23 protein-coding genes are annotated in these 21,450 nt (G+C 62.4%); 9 read left to right on the forward strand and 14 right to left on the reverse strand.

What is annotated here, in order from left to right; genetic code table 11:
• Positions 1 to 76: 76 nt before the first annotated feature.
• On the reverse strand, positions 77 to 1,759 hold the full coding sequence (aspT, locus tag M0D68_RS30600) for an aspartate-alanine antiporter (protein WP_200651149.1): 1,683 nt from the start codon (positions 1,757 to 1,759) through the stop codon (positions 77 to 79).
• Between the two features lie 134 nt (positions 1,760 to 1,893).
• Complete coding sequence (locus M0D68_RS30605; protein ID WP_167378514.1) at positions 1,894 to 2,064, reverse strand: hypothetical protein; 171 nt, start codon at positions 2,062 to 2,064, stop codon at positions 1,894 to 1,896.
• Between the two features lie 248 nt (positions 2,065 to 2,312).
• Here M0D68_RS30605 and M0D68_RS30610 point away from each other — a divergent pair, with 248 nt between their 5' ends.
• Positions 2,313 to 3,311, forward strand: a complete 999-nt coding sequence (locus M0D68_RS30610; RefSeq protein WP_211702965.1) for a 2-hydroxyacid dehydrogenase — start codon at positions 2,313 to 2,315, stop codon at positions 3,309 to 3,311.
• Positions 3,312 to 3,400: 89 nt separating this feature from the next.
• Here the strand turns inward: M0D68_RS30610 and M0D68_RS30615 are convergent, their stop codons facing one another.
• A complete protein-coding gene (locus M0D68_RS30615; protein ID WP_093644711.1) occupies positions 3,401 to 4,048 on the reverse strand; it encodes a hypothetical protein in 648 nt (215 codons plus the stop codon).
• An 89-nt stretch (positions 4,049 to 4,137) separates the two neighbouring features.
• On the opposite strand from M0D68_RS30615, the gene M0D68_RS30620 reads away from it, so the two are divergent.
• From M0D68_RS30620 to M0D68_RS30630, 3 genes are all read left to right on the forward strand, one after another.
• Positions 4,138 to 4,962, forward strand: coding sequence for a crotonase/enoyl-CoA hydratase family protein (locus tag M0D68_RS30620; protein ID WP_200651151.1), 825 nt, complete (start codon positions 4,138 to 4,140; stop codon positions 4,960 to 4,962).
• A 226-nt stretch (positions 4,963 to 5,188) separates the two neighbouring features.
• Positions 5,189 to 6,355, forward strand: coding sequence for an MFS transporter (locus M0D68_RS30625; RefSeq protein WP_200619318.1), 1,167 nt, complete (start codon positions 5,189 to 5,191; stop codon positions 6,353 to 6,355).
• 175 nt (positions 6,356 to 6,530) lie between these two features.
• Positions 6,531 to 7,691, forward strand: coding sequence for an MFS transporter (locus M0D68_RS30630; RefSeq protein ID WP_200651152.1), 1,161 nt, complete (start codon positions 6,531 to 6,533; stop codon positions 7,689 to 7,691).
• A 133-nt stretch (positions 7,692 to 7,824) separates the two neighbouring features.
• Here M0D68_RS30630 and fahA read toward each other — a convergent pair whose 3' ends face one another.
• Genes fahA through M0D68_RS30645 form a run of 3 tightly spaced genes read right to left on the reverse strand, consistent with a single transcriptional unit; the run spans position 7,825 to position 11,908 of the window.
• Complete coding sequence (gene fahA, locus M0D68_RS30635) at positions 7,825 to 9,153, reverse strand: fumarylacetoacetase (RefSeq protein WP_200651153.1); 1,329 nt, start codon at positions 9,151 to 9,153, stop codon at positions 7,825 to 7,827.
• Entirely contained in the window at positions 9,150 to 10,496 is a 1,347-nt protein-coding gene (hmgA, locus tag M0D68_RS30640; RefSeq protein ID WP_200619321.1) for a homogentisate 1,2-dioxygenase, read from the reverse strand. Before hmgA ends, fahA begins: the two co-directional genes overlap by 4 nt.
• A 47-nt stretch (positions 10,497 to 10,543) precedes the next feature.
• A complete protein-coding gene (locus M0D68_RS30645) occupies positions 10,544 to 11,908 on the reverse strand; it encodes an MFS transporter (protein ID WP_200619322.1) in 1,365 nt (454 codons plus the stop codon).
• Positions 11,909 to 12,261: 353 nt separating this feature from the next.
• On the opposite strand from M0D68_RS30645, the gene M0D68_RS30650 reads away from it, so the two are divergent.
• Positions 12,262 to 13,095 carry an EAL domain-containing protein gene (locus tag M0D68_RS30650; protein WP_093644739.1) on the forward strand — a complete coding sequence of 278 codons (834 nt, stop codon included), beginning with the start codon at positions 12,262 to 12,264 and terminating at the stop codon, positions 13,093 to 13,095.
• Positions 13,096 to 13,130: 35 nt separating this feature from the next.
• On the opposite strand, the gene M0D68_RS30655 is transcribed toward M0D68_RS30650, so the two are convergent.
• On the reverse strand, positions 13,131 to 13,916 hold the full coding sequence (locus tag M0D68_RS30655; protein ID WP_200651154.1) for an IclR family transcriptional regulator: 786 nt from the start codon (positions 13,914 to 13,916) through the stop codon (positions 13,131 to 13,133).
• 117 nt (positions 13,917 to 14,033) lie between these two features.
• Between M0D68_RS30655 and M0D68_RS30660 the strand changes: the two genes are divergently transcribed.
• Positions 14,034 to 15,224, forward strand: coding sequence for an acyl-CoA dehydrogenase (locus tag M0D68_RS30660; RefSeq protein WP_093644695.1), 1,191 nt, complete (start codon positions 14,034 to 14,036; stop codon positions 15,222 to 15,224).
• Positions 15,225 to 15,377: 153 nt separating this feature from the next.
• Here M0D68_RS30660 and M0D68_RS30665 read toward each other — a convergent pair whose 3' ends face one another.
• The gene (locus M0D68_RS30665) at positions 15,378 to 16,016 is read right to left on the reverse strand and encodes a peroxiredoxin (protein ID WP_093644693.1); all 639 of its coding nucleotides are present in this window, start codon (positions 16,014 to 16,016) and stop codon (positions 15,378 to 15,380) included.
• A gap of 340 nt (positions 16,017 to 16,356) precedes the next feature.
• Between M0D68_RS30665 and M0D68_RS30670 the strand changes: the two genes are divergently transcribed.
• The 3 genes from M0D68_RS30670 (at position 16,357) to M0D68_RS30680 (ending at position 17,795) form a co-directional block, all read left to right on the forward strand.
• Entirely contained in the window at positions 16,357 to 16,659 is a 303-nt protein-coding gene (locus M0D68_RS30670) for a YqjD family protein (RefSeq protein ID WP_028198798.1), read from the forward strand.
• Between the two features lie 140 nt (positions 16,660 to 16,799).
• The gene (locus M0D68_RS30675) at positions 16,800 to 17,186 is read left to right on the forward strand and encodes a phage holin family protein (protein ID WP_093644691.1); all 387 of its coding nucleotides are present in this window, start codon (positions 16,800 to 16,802) and stop codon (positions 17,184 to 17,186) included.
• A 129-nt stretch (positions 17,187 to 17,315) separates the two neighbouring features.
• Positions 17,316 to 17,795, forward strand: a complete 480-nt coding sequence (locus M0D68_RS30680) for a DUF3318 domain-containing protein (RefSeq protein ID WP_200651155.1) — start codon at positions 17,316 to 17,318, stop codon at positions 17,793 to 17,795.
• A 122-nt stretch (positions 17,796 to 17,917) separates the two neighbouring features.
• On the opposite strand, the gene M0D68_RS30685 is transcribed toward M0D68_RS30680, so the two are convergent.
• From M0D68_RS30685 to nrdR, 6 genes are all read right to left on the reverse strand, one after another.
• Positions 17,918 to 18,349: a type IV pilin protein gene (locus tag M0D68_RS30685; protein WP_200651156.1), complete on the reverse strand. Its 432-nt coding sequence runs from the start codon at positions 18,347 to 18,349 to the stop codon at positions 17,918 to 17,920.
• 10 nt (positions 18,350 to 18,359) lie between these two features.
• Positions 18,360 to 18,890, reverse strand: coding sequence for a PilX N-terminal domain-containing pilus assembly protein (locus M0D68_RS30690; protein WP_323137242.1), 531 nt, complete (start codon positions 18,888 to 18,890; stop codon positions 18,360 to 18,362).
• Positions 18,891 to 18,937: 47 nt separating this feature from the next.
• On the reverse strand, positions 18,938 to 19,735 hold the full coding sequence (locus tag M0D68_RS30695) for a PilW family protein (RefSeq protein WP_266226250.1): 798 nt from the start codon (positions 19,733 to 19,735) through the stop codon (positions 18,938 to 18,940).
• 8 nt (positions 19,736 to 19,743) lie between these two features.
• Positions 19,744 to 20,175 carry a prepilin-type N-terminal cleavage/methylation domain-containing protein gene (locus M0D68_RS30700; RefSeq protein ID WP_266212545.1) on the reverse strand — a complete coding sequence of 144 codons (432 nt, stop codon included), beginning with the start codon at positions 20,173 to 20,175 and terminating at the stop codon, positions 19,744 to 19,746.
• Positions 20,176 to 20,198: 23 nt separating this feature from the next.
• On the reverse strand, positions 20,199 to 20,759 hold the full coding sequence (locus tag M0D68_RS30705; protein ID WP_200651160.1) for a GspH/FimT family pseudopilin: 561 nt from the start codon (positions 20,757 to 20,759) through the stop codon (positions 20,199 to 20,201).
• 205 nt (positions 20,760 to 20,964) lie between these two features.
• Positions 20,965 to 21,447 carry a transcriptional regulator NrdR gene (nrdR, locus tag M0D68_RS30710; protein ID WP_027799387.1) on the reverse strand — a complete coding sequence of 161 codons (483 nt, stop codon included), beginning with the start codon at positions 21,445 to 21,447 and terminating at the stop codon, positions 20,965 to 20,967.
• Positions 21,448 to 21,450 lie beyond the last annotated feature (3 nt).

Genomic DNA, 21,450 nt, shown 5'->3' on the forward strand with positions numbered 1-21,450 from the left:
GCATGTGCATACGAACCTCACGGCATCCGCATGCGGTCGACTGCGCGCCACGCTGCGCGCAGTCCATCTGCCCCGCCTAGCCGAATTTCCCGGCAAGGCCGACCACGACCGGCCCCATCAACGGCAGCAGAATATTCGAGAGTGCATAGGTGATCGTGTAGCCGATCACGGGTGTCGAATTGCCGGTTACGCCGACCAGCGCGCTGATCGCCGGCGTGCTGCATTGCTGACCGGCGATGGCGCCGAGCAGCATGGGCGCTTCGAGCTTCAGAAAGGCGCGGCCGATCCAGAGCGACAACAGACCGGGCACGAGCACCATCAGGATGCCGGCGACGGGCAACGCCAGGCCGTATTCGCGCACCAGCTTGATGGCATCGGGCCCCGCCGAAAGACCGACGGCGGCAATGAAAGTGGCAAGACCGAAGTCCTTAAGAATTTGCGCGGCGGCCGAAGGCAGCGAGCCGACTAACGGATGGCGCGAACGGATCCAGCCGAATAGCAATCCTGAGAGCAGGCAGCCGCCGCCCGTACCAAGCGCGATCGACACACCGCCGATGCGGCCGCCGAGATGGCCAATCGCCATGCCAAGCAACACGCCCAGGCCGAGATAGACGAAGTCGGTTTTCTGGGTTGGGGTGAGCACGTAGCCCAGATTCCGCGCGCCACGCTCGACGTCGGCTTTCGCGCCCACCAGCGTCAGCACATCGCCGCGATTGAGCTCGGTGCCGGGTAGCGCGGGCACCGTGGTTTCAAGCCGCGTGACGGCCGCGATGTAGATGCCGCGCCCGTCCTCCGGTTTTGCCCGTTCACGCAACTGCGCGACCGTCAGACCGTGCGCGTCGCTGCGCGTCAGCACGATGTCGAGCTTCTCCGCAATGATCTGGCCGAAGCCGGCATCCGCCACTTCTTCGCCGAGGCTGGCAGCGGCGGCCACCATCGCTTCGCGCCGCCCGCCCACGAGAATCAGGTCGCCGGTGGCCAAGGTCAGTTGCGGCTCGACCGGCACGTCCGCACCGTTGCGCCGAACCTGCTCGATGGTCAGGTTGAAGCCGTGCTTCTGTTCGAGCGCCTGGATCGTTGCGCCGGCCGCCGTGCCGACCCGGAACGCGCGGCCCACGAGCGCCGGGGCCGCGGCCTGCTGCCCCTCGCCGAAGGCGCCGTCGCCGCCGAGCTTGTGCCACACGCGCTCGGCTTCTTCGCGCAGATTGATGCGCAGCAGCAGGGGCGCAAACTGACTCGTGAACAGGACGATGGTGATCAGGCCGAACAGGTAGCTCACGCTGTACGCGGTCACGATGTTGGCCTGCAGGCGCAGCGTCTCAGCATCGCTGAAGCCGAGCTTGGCGATCGCCTCCGAAGCCGTGCCGATCACGGCCGACTCCGTCGCGGCACCTGCCAGCAATCCGGCCGCCGTACCGGCGTCGAGCCGCATCACGAGGACCGCGATCATGATCAGCACCAGCACCGAGACGATCTCGACCACTGACAGCAAGCCATAGCGCCAGCCCCGGCCAATGTTGGCAAAGAACTGCGGTCCGCCGGTGAATCCCAGCGCAAAGATGAACAGCGCAAAGGCGATGTTCTTCAGATCGGGGGCCAGCCGCGCGCCCGTCTGCCCCAGCAGCAAGGCGACGATCAACGTGCCGCAGACGCCACCCAGCTGAATTGGCCCCACGCGAAACGAACCAATGAAATATCCGATTGCAAGGCTTGCGAACAGCGCGATCTCCGGTTGAGACCTCAGCAATTCACCGATCATGTTGGCTCGCCGATTTACGGTTTATTAGCAGAAAGATGAAGAAATCTTTCTGGAATTTGAAATGAATTCGATCCGAGTCACCCCGACTCAGAAATTACTCATCCAGCATGACCGCATTCCATCGAATGGAAAGTTTATGGCAATGACATGACGCTCTCGGCGCCAAAGAAGGTATGCCGCAATGCAGCGACGATAGCGATAGTGAAATACTTTTCAGCAAGTTCGACAGTCACACTTTCCTCGCGAAGTTTGCCCGACGCCTTGAAAAGGGCATGCTCTGCTGGCGGCCGGTTCTCTCGTGGCATGATTGAACATGCTTTTTTGGGACTTCTTTTTTAATAAATATTGTAGTTCGGCATCGCTGTCAATATGATTTTCAATTGCGACCGTTTTCGCTTCGCAAAAGATGATCTTTAGTAAAGATCTGAATGGATTTCGAACTGTGCATCGTAAGCGGAGGTCACTGCCATTAAGTGCCGATATACTGACTTGCCTGCATGCCGCGTCGTGAATTGGCATTCGCCGCGCCGGCACTTATCCTTCGGAGCCACTCATGCGCATGATCCTGTTCAGCAGCCGCCAATACGACAGCGACACGTTCGGCGAGGCCAACGGTACGCATCGCTATGAACTGCACTTCCAGGAATCGCACCTCGATGTCGAGACCGCGATCCTCGCGCAGGGCTATGAAGTAGTCTGCCCGTTCGTCAACGACAACGTCGACGCTGCCGTACTGGAACGTCTCCACGCCGGCGGCACGCGCATGATTGCGCTACGCTCGGCGGGCTTCAATCACGTCGACCTGGCCGCGGCTGAACGTCTCGGCATAACGGTTGCGCGGGTGCCGGCCTACTCGCCGCACGCGGTCGCTGAACATGCGGTCGGTCTGATTCTGGCGCTGAACCGGCGCTTGCCGCGCGCGGTCGCGCGCACCCGTGAAGGCGATTTCTCGCTGCATGGGCTGCTCGGCTTCGACCTGCATGGCAAGACCGTGGGGGTGATCGGCACCGGCATGATTGGCCGCGTGTTCGGACGCATCATGGCGGGCTTCGGCATGCAGGTGCTCGCTCATGACCCCGGTGCGCCGGCCGAGGATCTGCTCGCGCTCGGCGCGCGCTACGTGCCGCTCGACACCCTGCTCGCTGAAAGCGACGTTGTCAGCCTGCATTGTCCGCTGGTGCCGGGCACGTACCATCTGATCGACGGGCCCGCGCTCGCAAAGATGAAGCGTGGCGCGATGCTGATCAACACGGGGCGCGGCGGACTTGTCGAAAGCAATGCGCTGATCGGCGCGTTGAAAGATGGCCAGCTCGGCCATCTCGGGCTCGACGTGTACGAGGAAGAGGGCGGCCTCTTTTTCGAAGACCACTCGAACCTGCCGTTGCAGGACGACGTGCTGGCGCGTCTCTTGATGTTCCCGAACGTGATCGTCACCGCGCACCAGGCATTCTTCACGCGCGAGGCGATGAACGAGATCGCGCAGACCACGCTCGAGAACGTCGCGGCATGGCAGGCCGGCACGCCGCGCAACGTCGTGCAAGCGCGCGGCTAGCCAGACCTCCGCCCGCTACCCGCTACCCACACCACCGTTGATTGTGCAAGGGAGGGGACTCGAACCCCTACACCGGCCTCGCATCTGCTTTATCGGAGCGGGCTGTCGCCGGCCACCGCGTCCGAGGCGCCATCCACCGTGGTCGGGCGGATTACCGTGCGGGCGTCGTCCGCTGCGCCGCATATCTCGCGCAGCAAGGCCGCCTCGCGTTCGTGCACTTCCACCGGAAACCAGCGCGCGCCCGCATCGGCCAGATAGCGCGCGCGATGCTGTCCGTTGCGAAACGCCACCACGCCCTCGCGTTCAAGACCGAACCAGCCCAGCAGACCCGGCGCGCGACGCGTCGAGATCGTCACATACGGCATCTGCGGAATACGCGGATTCTCCGGATCGAGAAACTCGCGAATACCACGCACCTTGCCCGAATGCCATTCGGCGACCGGCTTCAACACGTAATCGGTGTTGTCGCGATCCGCGCATTCCAGCAACTTACGCGCGTCGACCATGACCACCTGATGGCGCGTGCCGTCCGTCACAAAGACGCGTTTCAGGCGCACATGGTCGTACCATGGATGTTCATGTTCATGCAGAGGGACGTTCCAGACCATCTCGGCACTGGCCGGCGCGGTTTCGGGCGATGAATTGGACAAGGGCAAAAGCAGGCTCGATAAGCTGGCAAAAAAACGCCAGCGCGTTAAAAGAGCGCTAACGCTACGAGCCGATTGTGAAAGATGCATGACAACCAACGGTATTAGTCGCACTGCATGAGCGCAGCACATGAACCTCCGGCATGAGCAGCCGGATGCGAACCTTTACGGACACTACGATGATAACCACGCAAAATCTAAATGAACATGTGTGCATCGAAGCCAATGAGGACACCGGCGTCGCCACTATCGTGCTCTCACGGCCGGCGCGGCGCAATGCCGTCGACCGTCCTACTGCCGAAGCGCTCAGTGCCGCCTTCCTCCGCTTCGAAGCGGAGCCGGCATGGCGCGCGGCCGTGCTGTTCGGCGCGGGCGGCACCTTCTGCGCCGGCGCGGATCTCACCGCGCTCGCGGACGAGGCACGCCGCAATGAACTGCACGCCGACGGAAGCGGTCCCGGTCCAATGGGACCGACGCGGATGAGCTTCAGCAAGCCGGTGATTGCCGCGATTGCCGGCTATGCAGTCGCGGGTGGTCTTGAACTGGCAGCGATGTGCGATCTGCGCGTGGTCGAAGAAGACGCTGTGCTCGGCGTGTTCTGCCGACGTGTCGGAATTCCGCTAATCGATGGCGGCACGATCCGCTTGCCGCGTCTCATCGGACTGTCGCGAGCACTCGATCTGATCCTGACCGGCCGCGCGGTGAATGCGCAGGAAGCGCTCAGCATCGGTCTCGCCAACCGCGTCGTGCGCAAGGGCGAGGCACGCGCCGCGGCAGAACAGTTGGCCGCTGAACTCGCGGCCTTTCCGCAAGCGGCGCTGCTGGCGGACCGCCGCTCCGCATTGGAAAACAGCACGCTCGAGGATCTCGCTCTCGCCCTGCAACGCGAAGGCGCCGGCGGCTATCAGGCAGTATTCGACGAAGGCGTTACAGGGGCAGCGCGTTTTGCCGAAGGCGCAGGCCGTCACGGCAACACTTTCAAGTCAGACGAAAGCACGCCATAAAACAGCACCATTCCACGGGCGATGTGCAGTCGCGTGCACGCCCAATGCACGCTCCAAGGCGTGCTTTCAGCAAAAAACAACAGCCTGCTTGACGCTCAGCAAGGGTGTTTTGACTTAGGTAGAATCCCCTACTGTTTTCCCCTCGCATGGCGCATGCGTTCTCGCCCCGAAAAATGCGCGCCTGCCGCACGACGCTTCCCGTCGTGCTGATTCACGCTCCGTCACCATGCCTTTGCCCCTGCTCGCCCTTGCCGTTGCCGCTTTTGGAATCGGTACCACCGAATTCGTGATCATGGGGCTGCTGCCCGATGTCGCGCGCGATCTGTCTGTCTCAATCCCCGCGGCCGGCATGCTGGTGTCGGCTTACGCGCTCGGCGTCACCATCGGCGCGCCGATCGTCGCGATCGCCGTGGCCAACATGCCGCGCAAGAAGGCGTTGATGAGCCTGATCGGCGTCTTCATCGTCGGTAATCTGCTGTGCGCGGTCGCGCCGGGCTACGCGGTGCTGATGGCCGCGCGCATCGTCACGGCGTTTTGCCATGGCGCGTTCTTCGGCATCGGTTCAGTGGTCGCGGCCGGTCTGGTCGCGCCGAACCGTCGCGCGCAGGCCATCGCGCTGATGTTCACCGGCTTGACGCTCGCCAACGTGCTCGGCGTCCCGCTCGGCACCGCGCTCGGCCAGGCGGTGGGCTGGCGCGCGACCTTCTGGGCCGTGACCGGCATCGGCATTCTCGCTGCGGGCGCGCTCGCCGTGTGCCTGCCGGCGAAGATCGAGATGCAGAAGGCGAGCCTGATCCATGAATTCAACGTGCTGAAGAACCCGCAAGTGTTGATGGTGCTCGGCATCAGCGTGCTCGCGTCGGCCAGCCTGTTTTCCACCTTCACCTACATCACGCCGATTCTCGAAGACGTGACCGGCTTCACGCCGCACGCGGTCACCTTCGTGCTGCTGCTGTTCGGCCTCGGCTTGACGGTGGGCAGCACGCTCGGCGGCAAGCTCGCGGACTGGCGGCTGATGCCTTCGCTGGTCGCGTTTCTGCTGGCGATCGTCGTCATCCTGACTATCTTCGCCGGCACGATGCACGCCGAGATTCCGGCCATGATCACGATCTTCGTGTGGGGCATTCTGGCCTTCGCGATCGTGCCGCCGCTGCAAATGCTGATCGTCGACCGCGCGAGCCATGCGCCGAATCTGGCGTCGACTCTGAATCAAGGCGCGTTCAACCTCGGCAATGCAACGGGCGCGTGGCTAGGCGGCATGGCGATCGGCGCGGGTGCGCCGCTTACTACGTTGCCATGGGTCGGCGTGGCGACCTCGATCGGCGCGCTGGCGCTGACGCTGTGGTCGGTGTCGATCGACCGGCGCGCACAACGGATGGCCGTAGCCGGATAACCGAGGCACGCGCGCGCAGACTGCGCAGACGGCCTCAGCCAGGACAGGTTTCGTATCGCCGCCGCCGGCGAGCGGCGGGCATCACCTCGATAGCAAGCGAACGCGGCCCTCGACCGCGTTCATGCAATCCGCACACAGGTGCGAATGACTCGTGGCCGTAGTAGCATCTGGCCCGATGAAAGTCATCTTCACTCGCGATTTCCTCGCTCTGATTCTTAGTGTTGCCGTCGTCGGACTCGGCAGCGGCGCCACACTTCCCCTCACTGCCCTCGCACTGACGCAAGCCGGCTATGGCACCGACGTGGTCGGTCTACTCACCGCCGCGCAAGCGGGCGGCGGCCTGCTCGTCGTGCCGGTGGCCGCCTGGATCGCCGCGCGCTGCGGCGGCCGCCAGGTGATCGTCGGCGCGGTGCTGACGGTTGGGGCCGCCACCGCGCTGATGCAATTCACCTCGAACCTGTGGCTATGGGCCGCGTTGCGCGTACTCTGCGGCGCGGCGCTGATGCTGCTCTTCACGATCAGCGAAGCATGGGTCAACCAGCTCGCTGACGACGCCACCCGCGGCCGGGTCATCGCGATCTATGCGACCAACTTCACGCTATTCCAGATGTCGGGTCCGGTACTGGTGAGCCAGATCGCTGACTTCACGCACTGGCGCTTCCTGATTTGCGGCGCGATCTTCCTGCTGGCTTTGCCCGCGCTAGCCAGCATCCGCAAGACGCCGCAGGCGTCGAAGGATGAACACGCCGCGCACGGCAGTTGGCGCCATGTGTTGCCGCAGATGCCGGCGCTCGTGATCGGCACGGGGTTTTTCGCGTTGTTCGATACGATCGCGCTGTCGCTGCTGCCGCTCTTCGCGATGTCGCACGGCATCACGAGCGAAGTGGCCGTGCTGTTCGCGTCGGCGCTGCTGCTCGGCGACACGACAATGCAATTTCCGATCGGCTGGCTCGCCGACCGGCTCGGCCGCGAACGCGTGCATATCGGCTGCGGCGTGATCGTCGTTGTGTTGCTGCCGTTGCTGCCCTGGGCGATCCATTCGCCGTGGCTGTGCTGGCCCTTGCTCTATGTGCTCGGCGCGACGGCTGGGGCGATCTATACGCTGTCGCTGGTCGCGTGCGGCGAGCGGTTCCGTGGTGTCGCGCTGGTGTCGGCAAGTTCGGTGGTGGGGGCGTCGTGGAGCGCTGCCAGTTTCGGTGGGCCACTGGTGGCCGGCGCGTTGATGAAGGGGGTTGGTAACGACGCGATGGTCGGTGTGCTGCTGGTTGCTGCGCTTGCGTTTCTTGCTGCGGTTTGGTGGGAAAAGCGACGTGCGCCCGCGCGGGCGATCGGGTGAGGGTGAGGTTGCGCTGTTGTTGCGTTGAGGCGTCGAACCACCCTCGCCTCTGGATACGAAAACGGGGAAGCCACAATGGCTTCCCCGTTTTGCATAGCGCTTCCTTCCGCGTGATTTCCGCGCTACCTCTGCTCTACTTCCGCGCCGGCAGAATCTCGCCAACACACGTGCCGAAGCCCACACGATACCCATCGCCCTGGCACCATCCGGCGAGCGTCAGTTCGTCGCCGTCTTCGATAAACCCTCGTGTGCCGCCTTCCTTCAACTCCAACGGATTCTTGCCGTTCCAGGTGGACTCGAGCAGGCTGCCGCATGAGTCGGCGGTCGGGCCGCTGATCGTGCCCGAACCCATCAGATCGCCAACCCGCGTGTTGCAGCCCGATACCGTGTGATGCGCGAGCTGTTGCGCCATCGTCCAGTACATGTGCTTGAAGTTGGTTCGCGAGATCGTGGTGGCCTGCTTTGCCGCTTGCGGACGCAGTGTCACTTCCAGCGAGATGTCGAATGCGTGCTTGCCTTCGTGGCGCAAGTAGGCCAACGGCTGCGGTTCCTGCACAGGCTGCTCGACACGGAAGGGTTCGAGCGCGTCGAGCGTCACGATCCACGGTGAGATCGTGGTCGCGAATGTTTTTGCGTTGAACGGACCGAGCGGCACGTATTCCCATTGCTGAATATCGCGCGCGCTCCAGTCGTTCAGCAACACCATGCCGAAGATGTGCGCTTCGGCATCGGCACAGGCAATCGGCTCGCCCAATGTATTGCCGCTGCCGATCACAAAGCCAGTCTCCAGTTCGATATCGAGTTTGCGGCATGCGCCGAACACCGGACGCTCCTGATCCGGTAGTTTCAATTGCCCGTTAGGACGCCGCACGGGCGTGCCGCTCACGACCACCGATGACGCGCGTCCGTTGTAGCCGATCGGCATTTCGGACCAGTTCGGCAACAGCGCATTCTTCGGGTCGCGGAACATCGAGCCGACATTCGTCGCGTGCTCTTTCGACGAATAGAAATCCGTGTAACCCGGAATCTGCACCGGCAGATGCAGTTGCGCATCGGACTGACGCACTAGCGCTTTCGCGCGCAAGGCGGAGTCGTCGCGCAAAGTCGCGTTGTCACGCGCAAGCAGATTGCTCAACTGGATGCGCACACTGCGCCATGCATCGCGGCCAAGCGAGATGAAATCGTTGAGTGTGTCCTGCTCGAACGCCCGGTCTTTCGTTGCAATGAATTGATCGGCAGAGGCGAGCGGAAGCTTGAGCAAGCCGGCGGACTTGAGAACGCTCAGATCGACGATCTCATCGCCAATCGCGACTCCCACGCGGCGCGCGTCATTGTTCTTATCGCTGAAAATACCGAACGGCAGATTCTGGATCGAAAAATCGTTAGTCGAATCGTTTGCCGACTCGACCCAGCTCTTACGCGACGGATCGAGCGTCGCCTGAAGATCGCTCAATGCGCTCATCGTTGCTCCGGGTTGAAGTGTTTCTTGAGACCTTGCCAGCACTCGTAGTAATGCGCCTGCAGTTGTGCGGTTTCGAGCGCGAAGCGGGTCGGCTTGATCAGCGTGCGCGTTTCGAACATGAAGGCCATCGTGTCGCCGACTTTCTTCGGCGTGGACGTGTCACCATGCGACGCTTTCTCGAAGGTGTCCGCGTCCGGCCCATGACCCGACATGCAGTTATGCAGACTCGCGCCGCCCGGCACAAAGCCTTCGGCCTTCGCGTCGTACACGCCATGCACAAGGCCCATGAATTCGCTCGCGACGTTGCGATGGAACCAGGGCGGCCGGAACGTATCTTCGGCCGCGAGCCAGCGCGGCGGGAAGATCACGAAGTCGATCGTGTCGACGCCCGGCGTATCGCTCTGCGATTGCAGCACGAGGAAGATCGATGGGTCCGGATGGTCGAAGCTGATCGAGCCGATCGTGTTGAAGCGGCGCAGATCGTATTTGTACGGCGCGTAGTTGCCGTGCCACGCCACCACGTCGAGCGGCGAATGACCGATATCCGCGCGCCACAGGTTGCCGCTCATCTTGGCGACGAGTTCGAAGTCGCCTTCGCGGTCTTCGTAAGCAGCATGCGGCGTGAGGAAATCGCGCGGATTGGCTAGGCCGTTCGAGCCGATCGGGCCGAGGTCCGGCAAACGCAGCAACGCGCCGAAGTTCTCGCAGATATAACCACGCGCGGTACCGTCCGGCAGGCTCACCGCAAAGCGCACGCCGCGCGGAATCACCACGATTTCGAATGGCTCGACATCGAGTCGGCCCATTTCGGTAGCGATATGCAGGCGGCCTTCCTGCGGCACGATCAGCAATTCGCCGTCGGCGTTGTAGAAGAAACGATCCTTCATCGAGCGGTTCGCTGCATACAGGTGGATCGCGCAGCCGTTCATCGCTTCGGCTGCGCCGTTGCCCGCCATCGTTATCCAGCCATCGACGAAATCGGTCGGCTCGGTGGGCATCGGCAATGCGTCCCAGCGCAACTGGTTAGGCGGCGTTGGCGGCACCTCGGCGAAGTTGGCGACGAGCCGGTCCGAGGGCAGCAGCGTGAACGGCTTGTGAACTGCTGCCGGACGAATCCGGTACAGCCATGAACGGCGGTTATGTCCGCGCGGCGCGGTGAACGCGGTGCCCGACAGTTGCTCGGCGTACAGGCCATAGGCCGCGCGTTGCGGCGAGTTGCGGCCTTCGGGCAGCGCGCCCGGCAAAGCCTCCGTAGCGAATTCGTTCGCGAATCCCGACTGATAGCCCGGCTCGATTTCGAGTCGCGAGCTGGCGGTATTCGGCGTGCGGGTTGAGGTATCCATACAAGGTTCTCCGTTGATACTTGATCTGTCGACGTGCGCTGTCTGTCTCAGGCCGTCTGGGGCTCTGACGGGCTGCCGCGTTGCCGCGTGGCAGCGGCCAGCGCGATCACCAGCAACGCGGAGCACAGCACCGGTACCGCAGCCGCATGAAACAACGATTCATTCGACCAGTTCAGCGCGATCAGTTGTCCACCGACCAGCGGCCCGATCACCGAGCCAATGCGGCCGATGCCGAGGCTCCAGCCGATCCCTGTGGAACGCAACGTGGTCGGATAAAAATGACCGGCCAGCGCGTTGACCGCCGGCTGTCCGCCGACCACGCAGAAGCCGCCCGCGAATACGACAAGCAACAGCCACGGCAGCGCATGCGCGACCGTTCCGATGGTGCCGACCGCCAGCGCCGCGCCCGCGAAACACACGAACAGCACACGCACAAAACCAAAGCGCTCAATGAACCAGCCGAGCAACAAGGTGCCCACCACGCCGCCCGTCTGCAATACCGTGCCGACGATCACCGCCGTGCTCGGCGAGTAACCGGCATCGCGCATCACGGTGGGCAGCCAGTTCGACAGGAAGTAAAGATCGATCAGGTTCATGAAGCTGATCGCCCACAAAATCAGCGTGACCGGGCCACGACCCGCGCGGAACAGTTCGGCGACGGGCGCGCCGCCGTTGCCCTTTTCACGCACAACGATACGTGTATTCGCGTCAATCGGTAGCGCCGGATTGAACTTCGCGAGCCAGCGCAACGCGCGATCGCTGCGCCCTTTGAGGACCAGAAACTGCAGCGACTCCGGCAATGCGGCCAGCATCGCGAACGCGAGCAGCAAAGGCACGGCGCCGCCCACCCAGAACACCGCGCGCCAGCCGTACGCTGGGATCAGCGCGGCGCTGATGAAACCACCCAAAGCCGCGCCCAGCGTGAAGCCGCACGACACCAGCATCATGCGCTTGACGCGATGCGCGGGGGTCGAGAATTCGCCGACCAGCGCCATCGCATTCGGCATGATGCAGCCGAGTCCGAGGCCCGTGATGAAGCGCAGCGTGATCAATGCGGGGATCGTCTCAACGAAGGGCGTGGCCAGCATCGATAGCGCGAAGAAAAACGTCGCGCCAATCAATACCGGGCGCCGGCCAATGCGGTCAGCCAGCACCGACAAGCCCAACGCACCCAGCAACATGCCGAACAGACTGGCGCTGAACACGGGCCCGAGCGCCGCCTTCGAGACATGCCATTCACCGATCACGCTCGGCGCGACGTAGCCCATCGCTTGCGCGTCGAAGCCGTCGATCACGAGGCATAGCCCGCATAGCGCGAGCAGCATCAACTGGAATGCCGGGTGATGCGTTTCGCCGAGCACGCGCTCGACTTCGATCACATTGGCGGCGGCCACGGCCGGTTTGGCGCTCATTGGGTCGTCTCCTCGTCCTGACTGGATTGTTTGGGTTTGGTCGCGGCGCGCGCCCGGTCGGTCCGCGGTCAGGGACCACGCCCTTTCCCGCAAAGGAGACACAAACACGCCCGCCATCGCAGCCGCGCTGCAATTTACGTATAGTAAAACGAATTACGTATAGTGAAATTAACGTATACCCTGGAAACTCGCCGCGAAATCCGCGGCGGCCTGTGCCGACAAGCGTTCGGCCGATAACGTTATGAGCATTTTGTTCAAGTGCGCGCGGCGCGGACTGCTACCATCAATGGATGCGGCAACCGAGTCGCGTTGCCGAGCGCCGAGTGCGCACCTATCGCCATCCATTCGCCTACATGATTCCGCCGACCATCCCCAACCTGATTGCACGCGCCGCCGATCACCCATTTCTCGGTGAACATCTGGTGATGGGGACCGGCGTGCATAGCGATGTCGCGCTGGCGCAGTTCGACGGCTTCGAGCTCGCCAGTGCCTATGAGCCGATCTTCGATATCAGCGTGCATGCGTTGGCGCAGTCGTTGTCGTCGGGCGCCGAGGGCGTGGATCGTTTCGGCGATGAGCTCGGGTTCCAGGCCGTCACGCAGCGCCTCGACGGCGCGCCCTTCGATGCCTTCGATCCCTTCGACCGTATTGCAGACGATCAGGAACTAGTCGCCCTCGACCGCATGTCACGCGCGCTGCACGCCATCAATTTCTTCGGCGCGCAACGGCACGGCTTGCTATTTCTGCGCGTGCACGAGCGCCTGCTCAAGAGCGTCAAGTACGACCATGGACGGCATTTTTCGAGCGTGCTGCTGTCGTTCGGACTGAACCCGTCGCGTGTGGTAATCGAGTTGCCGGCGTCCGCGGTCGCACATAAGACATTCCTCGGCTATCTGACCACGAGCTATCAGCGCTATGGCTTCAAGGTGGCGGGAAATCTTTCGAACGCGGGGCAGATTCTGTCGGTGTCAGAAACCGCGCGGCTCGACTTCATCAAGATGGATGCGGCGGTCGCATTGCGCGACGCGATGGTGAAGCCGCTGGTCGGCTATGCGAGCCGGCTGCGGGTTCCGCTGATCTTCAATCGGGTGATGGATGAGCCGCAGTTCCTCGCGCTGCAGCAGTACGACGTGCGCTTCGTGCAAGGGCCGTTATTCACGGCCCATTATCACGATCGGGCGGTGTGAGTATTTCTTGTGCTGACGCTGCGCGGGCCGGTACTTCAGCCGGTATCGCCTAATCGCCGCGCCAATGCCTTCAGCCGCGGCGCGACGCTTTCCCGGAACACCTCCTCTCCCATCGACGACGCCGGCCCGCTGCAACTGAGCACCAGCCAGCGGCCTTCGCGCGGCTCGCGAAACGGCACCGCGACCGCGTTCACGTCGTCATGCCAGGCGCGGAACGAATAGCAGCAGCGTTCCTCTGCAAAGGCTTCGATTTCCTTTTCGGCATCGGCCAGCAACGCAGCGCCCTCTTTGCCCGCCAACTTCTTGAGCTCGGCCAGCAAGGCGGCGCGCACGTCCAATGGCTGGACCGCCAGATACGCGCGCCCCATCGAACTGGTCAGCATCGACAGTTTCGAGCCCGAGGCGAGTCCGAGCGTCAGCGCGGTTTCACTGCGGATCGTCTCCAGATAAATCATGTCGAGGCCGTCACGGCATCCAAGCGACACCGCCGCGCCCACTTCGCGCGCGAAGGTGCGCATGTGCGGACGCGCGAGTTCGAGCGTGTCGGTACCCGAGAGCAGCGCGAAACCGAGCGAGAGCACACCGGCGTCCAGCGCATATTTACCCAGCGTTTCGTCGAGCCGCAGATAGCCGAGCACAGTCAGCGTGTAGGCCAGACGGTTGACGGTCGCCTTCGGCAAGCCCGTGCGTTCGACGAAATCGCGATTGCCGAGCATCGTTTCGCCCGGCTTGAACGCGCGCAGCAAATCCAGCCCGCGCGCGAGGGCGACGACAAATTTGCGCTCGTCGAGCGGTTCGGAGAGAGTGGATATGGGCGTCATGTGGTGATACACTCGGGCGTGGTTTGCAAAACATTGTTTCGCATAGCGGAACTTAAGTCAAGCTCGAACACGTTTAACGAACACGTTCAAGTCAAGCAGGAAATCAGGAGATACGTCATGGCAGAGGCCGCGCAGTTTCACTGGGAAGACCCGTTGCTGCTGGATCAGCAGCTCACCGAAGACGAACGCATGGTGCGCGACGCCGCCGCCGCGTACTCGCAGGACAAGCTGCAGCCGCGCGTGCTCGAAGCGTTCCGTCACGAGAAGACCGACATCGAGATCTTCCGCGAAATGGGCGAGCTCGGCCTGCTCGGCCCGACGATTCCCGAGCAATACGGCGGCCCCGGTCTGAACTACGTGGCGTATGGTCTGATCGCGCGTGAAGTGGAGCGCGTCGATTCCGGCTACCGGTCGATGATGTCGGTGCAGTCGTCGCTCGTTATGGTCCCGATCTACGAATTCGGCTCGGAAGCGCAAAAGCAGAAGTACCTGCCGAAGCTCGCCACCGGCGAATGGATAGGCTGCTTCGGCCTGACCGAACCGAACCACGGCTCCGATCCGGGCAGCATGATTACGCGGGCGAAGAAGGTGGACGGCGGCTATTTGCTGTCGGGCGCGAAGATGTGGATCACCAATTCGCCGATCGCCGACGTGTTCGTTGTGTGGGCCAAGCTCGAAGAGGACGGCAAGGATTCGATCCGCGGCTTCATTCTCGAGAAGGGGTGGAAGGGGCTGTCGGCGCCGACCATCCATAGCAAGGTGGGTCTGCGTGCGTCGATCACCGGGGAGATCGTGCTCGACGACGTGTTCGTGCCGGAAGAAAACCGCTTCCCCGAAGTCAGTGGCTTGCGCGGTCCGTTCACCTGCCTGAACTCGGCGCGCTACGGTATTGCCTGGGGCGCGCTCGGCGCGGCGGAAGCGTGCTGGCACACGGCGCGTCAGTACGTGCTGGATCGCAAACAGTTCGGCCGGCCGCTCGCCGCGAACCAGTTGATCCAGAAAAAGCTCGCCGACATGCAAACCGAAATCACGCTCGGCCTGCAAGGCGTGCTGCGTCTCGGCCGCATGAAAGATGAAGGCACGGCTGCCGTCGAAATTACGTCGATTATGAAACGCAATTCGTGCGGCAAGGCGCTGGACATCGCACGGCTCGCGCGCGACATGCTCGGCGGCAACGGGATCTCGGACGAGTTCGGCATCGCGCGTCATCTGGTCAATCTGGAAGTCGTGAACACCTATGAAGGTACGCACGACATTCACGCGCTGATTCTCGGGCGCGCGCAGACGGGGATTCAGGCGTTTTTCTGAGGCACTGAGCTGAGTGCTTCGATGGCGGCGTTTCGTGCTGGCCGCTGAGTTGAAGATCGAACAGTAGAAAAGGAAAGGCCGGTTCTTTTGAACCGGCCTTTTTTTGTTGCGCCGCCTTGGTGCTAACGATGCGCTTCGTGACGCGTCAGCCGCTTACTTGTTCGGCTGCGGTGTCAGACGCAGATACGGGCGCAGGGCCTTGTAGCCCTTCGGGAATTTCTGCTTGATGACTTCTTCGTCTTTCAACGACGGCACGATCACCACGTCGTCGCCCTGCTTCCAGTTGCCGGGCGTTGCGACCGAGTGGCTGTCGGTGAGTTGCAGCGAGTCGATCACGCGCAGCACTTCGTCGAAGTTGCGCCCGGTGCTGGCCGGGTAGGTAATGGTCAAACGCACTTTCTTTTTCGGATCGATCACGAACAGCGATCGGACCGTGAAAGTTTCACTGGCGTTCGGGTGGATCATGTCGTAAAGCTCAGCGACCTTGCGATCGCCGTCGGCGAGAATCGGGAAGCCGACACTGGCGGCTTGCGTCTCGTTGATATCCTTGATCCATTCCTTGTGCGACTCGGCGCTGTCGACCGACAATGCAATCGTCTTCACATTGCGCTTCTCGAATTCGCCGGCCAGGTTCGCCGTCAGACCCAGTTCGGTCGTGCAGACCGGCGTGAAGTCAGCGGGGTGCGAAAACAGCACACCCCAACTGTCGCCCAGCCAGTCGTGGAACTTGATGCGGCCGACACTCGACTCCTGCTCGAAATCCGGTGCGATATCGCCAAGACGTAGACTCATATTGCAGCTCCTTGATTGTATTCGGACATTCCGCGCGAGCATTCGCTCGCGACGCGCAGCAAAAATACAGCATACGGGAGTGACAGTGAACAACTAACCAACATCGCGTCACTACTTTATGCGTTTTTGTAATTTTCACCGATTTAGTGGAAACTTTGCGGGACAGATCAACTCCATCTTATGCAAACTTCGCAACCCTGTGCCGCAAGGGTGGAGTTTTTAAGTCTTGCTTCAACCAGGAACGGTTCGTGCGATTGTTCATGAATCGAGCGCTGCGCTCGCCAGCAGCCGTTTCTTTGGTTACGATTCACGCGTGGCGTGAGACGAAGGGGAGCTGTCAATGTCGGAAGTCAACAAGGAGAGATTGATGTCGGATATCAAAACCGTCCTCGCGGACGCTGAGGATTTGCTGAAACAGGCCGCGAGCGCAACTGGCGAGCGCGCTTCGGAACTGCGTGAAACGGCGCTTACGCGCCTGAAGCAGGCTAAGGAAAAGGCGGCTGACGTGCAGGTCGTGGTGGTCGAAAAAGGCAAGAAGGCCGCACGCGCCACCGACGACTACGTGCATGAGCATCCGTGGGCATCCATCGGCATCGCCGCGGGCGCCGGCGTATTGCTCGGGCTGTTGATCAACCGCAAGTAACACTGGTGAGGCTGCCGGGGCGATTCCGCCTCCGGCACATCAGCGAATCGAGTTGACCGGCGCACGTTTGGCCGGTCCGCTTCTTTTGGCGCGCTCGTTTTCACGCGCCGGTTAAGCATTCACCCGCAACGCCCAGAGCCATGACGATCGAAACACAATCGCAGCACGGCGAACATAGTCCGTTGCGCCGTATCATCGGATCCGTGTTTGCCATTTTGCAAACCCGGCTTGAGTTGGTCGGCATCGAACTCGCCGAAGAAAAAGACCGTCTGCTCGGTGTGCTGTTCCTCGGCCTCGCGGCCATGATGCTCGCGACGATGGCCTTAATCGCATTGACGGCGCTGGTCGCCATCGCATTCTGGGACACCTACCGGTGGCAAGCGCTCGCCGGCATCACGGTGGTTTATGCGGTCGCGGGAATAGCCTGTGCACTGAAAGCGCGCAGCGGTTTGCGCAATGCTCCCATGGTGTTCGAAGCCACGCTTGCCGAGTTCGAAAAAGACCGCGACGTGTTCCGCAAACCGTGACGCAGCAGGCATAACAATGGGCTCATGGGCGGATGTCAACTGCCCTGCGCCGTCGAAGAGACTTCGCCAATACCTCGAGCGATTTGCAGCACAGTTTTACTGCCCCACCTCCACTGCCGCCGACACGCCATGAGCCAAACCCATTCCGATACCGCATTCCGCAACAAACGCCACCAGGTCAGAGATCTGAGTGCGCCGCACCTGCGAGCGCTACGCAAGGAACTGCTGCTGGTCCGCGCGGATGTCGAGCGCATGGAACTCGCTCAGGCAACCATCGAATTGCGGCAGGCAGTCACGCATTTCAGCTGGCTCAAATTCATTCTGCCGGGCTTCGGCGGCATGCGCGTGGGCCGCGGATCGAAGGCGAGCTTCCTCAACGCCGGGAGCATAGGCGCGCTTCTCAAACAGTATCCGCTCGTCAGTTCGATCGCTTCGCTGGTGTTGGCGAAGCCGCTGCGCGCGACTATTGCAGCAGGTGCAAAACCCGCACTCAAATGGGGCAGCCTTGCACTTGCCGGATGGGAAGCGTATCGGATCTGGAAGCAGATAAAGAATGACCCCGCCGCGTCTGCCGACAACAAGAAAGAGACAGTTGATAGCGGGTATTGAAGCGCGGGGACCGTTGACCGTTTCCTGCGTGGGCCTTGCAGCAGCAGCTTGTCGCTTGGCCCTAAGGTTCGCAGGCACTAGAACGCCTCGACTCGCCAACCCTCGTTCTGCAGTAAGGGTCCCTAGCTTGTATTCCAGCACTCGCCGCTTGCCGGTGCTGTGCCGTTTGTTCCGCTTCTATTGCCTCGCAGCCCTGTCGCATCCAGCGTGAAGGTGCCGCAGGCGTCGTCTCGCATAGGGCTGGTTTCGATGGGCACGGCCTCTACCGAATAACCACCGTTTGCATCGTTTGCCGGCAGCACTTGCAACCGGTAGATCGGTGTGCCGAACTGCGGAGCCTGATCCAGACCCGCAGGCAACGTCGCGGGGCCATCGCTTGCCGATCCCTCGACGAATTGCGCCGCGCGATAAAGGGCTGACGCAGCGTCGACCCGATGTGCTCGCACGACATGGCTCCGATACGAGGGCACAGCAAACGTGAGCAGCGTGGCGGCTATTGCCAGCGCAATCATCAGTTCCAGTAGCGTGAATGCGGATGTACGCGGTCTCGCCATAAACCTCCCGTCAAAATGGGTGTGCGGCAACGTGACGCCAATGGCGCTCGATCTGCTCGCCTGTGATCACGAGCTCCATCTGCAACCACACCTGCGACTCTCCGGTCCGGCCGAAGCCACGCGAAGTCAGCAGATAAGCTCGGGCATCGGTGCGAGTGCCCAGACGCCACGCTTCGATCAAACATTGCGGCGCTCGCAGCGATCCGGGCCATTGCGCGACGGGCGTGACGGCACCGGCTTCAAAGGCGACTTTGTGTGTCCATTGCGTCGGCTCGCCGGGTGAGAGCGATGACACCGGTTGCGGCTCGAAAGCAGCCGCGGCGGCGACGCTCCTGGCGCATAAGGTCAGCGCCGAATCCGCGGCATGAAATGCCTGCAAATAGTCACGCACGTTGCTGGCGCCGCGCGCCGCTGCAAGCGATGTCTCAAACCAGGCCGCGGAGGTGGTCAACATCATCGCGGAAATCAGCAAAACGATCGGCAGGACAGTGCCGCTATTGAGAACGCGTGATCGACGACCCGTGCAGGTAAGACGCGTCAAATGTTTCGACGACGCGCGGCGGTGCGTTGGATTGCAAAGTCTTTCCGTCACAGGAGATCCTCCGCGTAATTGCGTATCGCCACGCGCCGCCAGAAAGCCTGTCGCGCGCGCATGTCGGCGCCAAGCACGCTCGCGCCGTCGCAGTCGACGTAGCGCATACGCCGTCCTTGCGGCGCTCCCCGGACGAGCACGCAGAGATCGACCGCGACGATCTTTGCCCATTGGCTGTCCGTCACCGCCGATGCATCTATTGCAGCCAGGCCACCGGCCAACCAGTACCTGAATCGCACGCGCTCGACGCCTTCGACCAAGGGCTGCGCAGACCCTGCCTTGCCGTTGCCTTCGCAGTAAAGCTCCGGCTCACCTGTCGACGCGCTGACTCTCGCGAAGTACCGGTTGACCACCAATACGCCCTGCTCGCCGAGTGCCGCGTTGTTGTTCGTTACAGCCTGGCCGAGACAGTCGGTCGTTTGGCCGGTCGCTGACGGCCACGTCGAAACGGCGTCCCCGACATAACGAACCACAATGCCATCCGAGCGACCCGGCAACGCCTCGCAGGCGACGCTGTCGTCCGCACCGGTCGGGCGACCGCCAGAACAACCGAACAACGGCGGTGGACTATTGAACTTCACGACGTCCGCGGGCACGAAGCCGGCCATTTGAATTTGCTGGCCCATCAGCGTAAGCGCGCTCAGGCCGGCTTCGCGGATCCGCATCACATCGCCCGCGCGCTCGAACACGTTACGCTGCGTTGTATAAAGCGCGACCGCGCCGGCGGTCACCACCAGCCCCAACGCAATTGCGATCACGAACTCGACGAGCGTATGCCCACGCGCGGTAGCCATACGTCGTGTCATTTTGCGAACGCCAGCACAACGCATGAGGAGCCCGCTGGAACATCCACCCCACCGCACGACTCGGGCTTGTCGATGACATCGCCGGCGCGTGGCGTGTCACGCAGGGTCGCCCACGTAACGCGTGCGGCAGATACACCGCCACTCTCGCCTACCGAAGCCTCACCATGCGGTAACAAAGTCGCTGCACACGCGCTCCATTGCCTGATCGCAGAATCGCCTGCCGAAGGCTCGCGCATTGCTTCGACAACGGAATCGGCTATCCATGCTGCGTGCTCGCGCATTGCCATCGCACGGGCTTCGCGCGCAGTCCACAATTGACCGGCGATCAACCCGAGCGCCGTCACTGCCATCAAGGCAACGGCGAGCATTACTTCGATTAGCGAACTACCCCTATGTCTCGTTGAACACGTTGCTGCGCAATTGCGCACCCGTGAGTTGGACGGATATCGGCTCACGACGCAGCTCCACACGCGCCCTCGACAATCCGCACGCGCCCGCCCGCCGCGATGCGGATGCAGCGCCGCCACTTGTCGCCTTGCGTCGCTTTCGACGGCACGCGTGGCGCGATCTCAAAGCTGCGAAAGGTGCCGATCAACTGCCCCGCCGGCGGCGTAAACGTGAGATTTGTCTGCGTCCCGGTGATGCTGACCGCAGCGAGCAAAGGATGCGCGCGCAGCAGTGAGAGCGTGCCATTCCGTTCGGCCAACACAGCCCAGCCACACGACCAGTCCGTGACGCCGTTGCCACAAGCTTGCCCTGCGGCAAGACAACGACGTGCCGCGTCGATCCGGCACACAGTGACGCGGGCACCGAGGCGCAATGCCTCGCTGCGCGCATAGGCGAGCGTCGAGGCAAGCGCTTTCGCACGCGCGTCCACCTGGTCCCGCAGGTGCCACGCAACGAACGACGGTGTCGCCATCACGGCGACTATCGCCAGCAGCGCGACAACAGCCAGTGTTTCGACAAGCGTAAAGCCGCGGCGCGGCCACAAACAGACTGCATCCCATTTCATCTGCATCCCTGATCGTTTCAAAGCACGCAGCCAATCTAACGATTCGCAAGCGGGTCAACAATCGGCCGAATGGCCAGGTGGCACTCAGACGCTATCCCGCGCAAAAATGCACGCGTGACGAACCATAACGGGAGCGGAGATGCAGATGCGCAAACCTACGCAGCGGAAAACAGAACCTGGCGCGCAACTTCAGGCGCGACAGAAATCAGCGCTTGCGGGACGGCTTGGGAGGAGAGGAGGCGCGGCGAAATTCCTCGATCACGTCCTCGAATTCGGAGACGTCTTCGAAGCGCCGGTAGACAGAGGCGAAACGAACATAGGCAATCGTGTCGAGCGCACGCAACTCGTTCATCACGAGTTCGCCGAGGCGCTCGCTGCGCACCTCGCGCTCGCCGCTGCCGAGCAGTTGATACTCGATGCGGGCGACTGCCGCATCGATCGCGTCCGCTGCCACTGGCCGCTTACGCAGCGCCAGTTGCATGCTTGCGACGATCTTGCGGCGATCGAATTCCGTGCGGCTGCCGTCCTTCTTGACGACCGACGGCAACGCCAGCTCAACCCGCTCATACGTCGTGAAACGTTTGTCGCAGGCCGGGCAGCGGCGGCGCCGGCGAATCGTCGCGCCGTCTTCGGATACGCGGGAATCCACAACTTGCGTATCGGCGTGACGGCAGAAGGGGCAGTGCATGGC

The organism is Paraburkholderia sp. SEWSISQ10-3 4 (assembly GCF_030464785.1).
In the GTDB taxonomy this organism is placed as follows: Bacteria; Pseudomonadota; Gammaproteobacteria; order Burkholderiales; family Burkholderiaceae; genus Paraburkholderia; species Paraburkholderia aspalathi.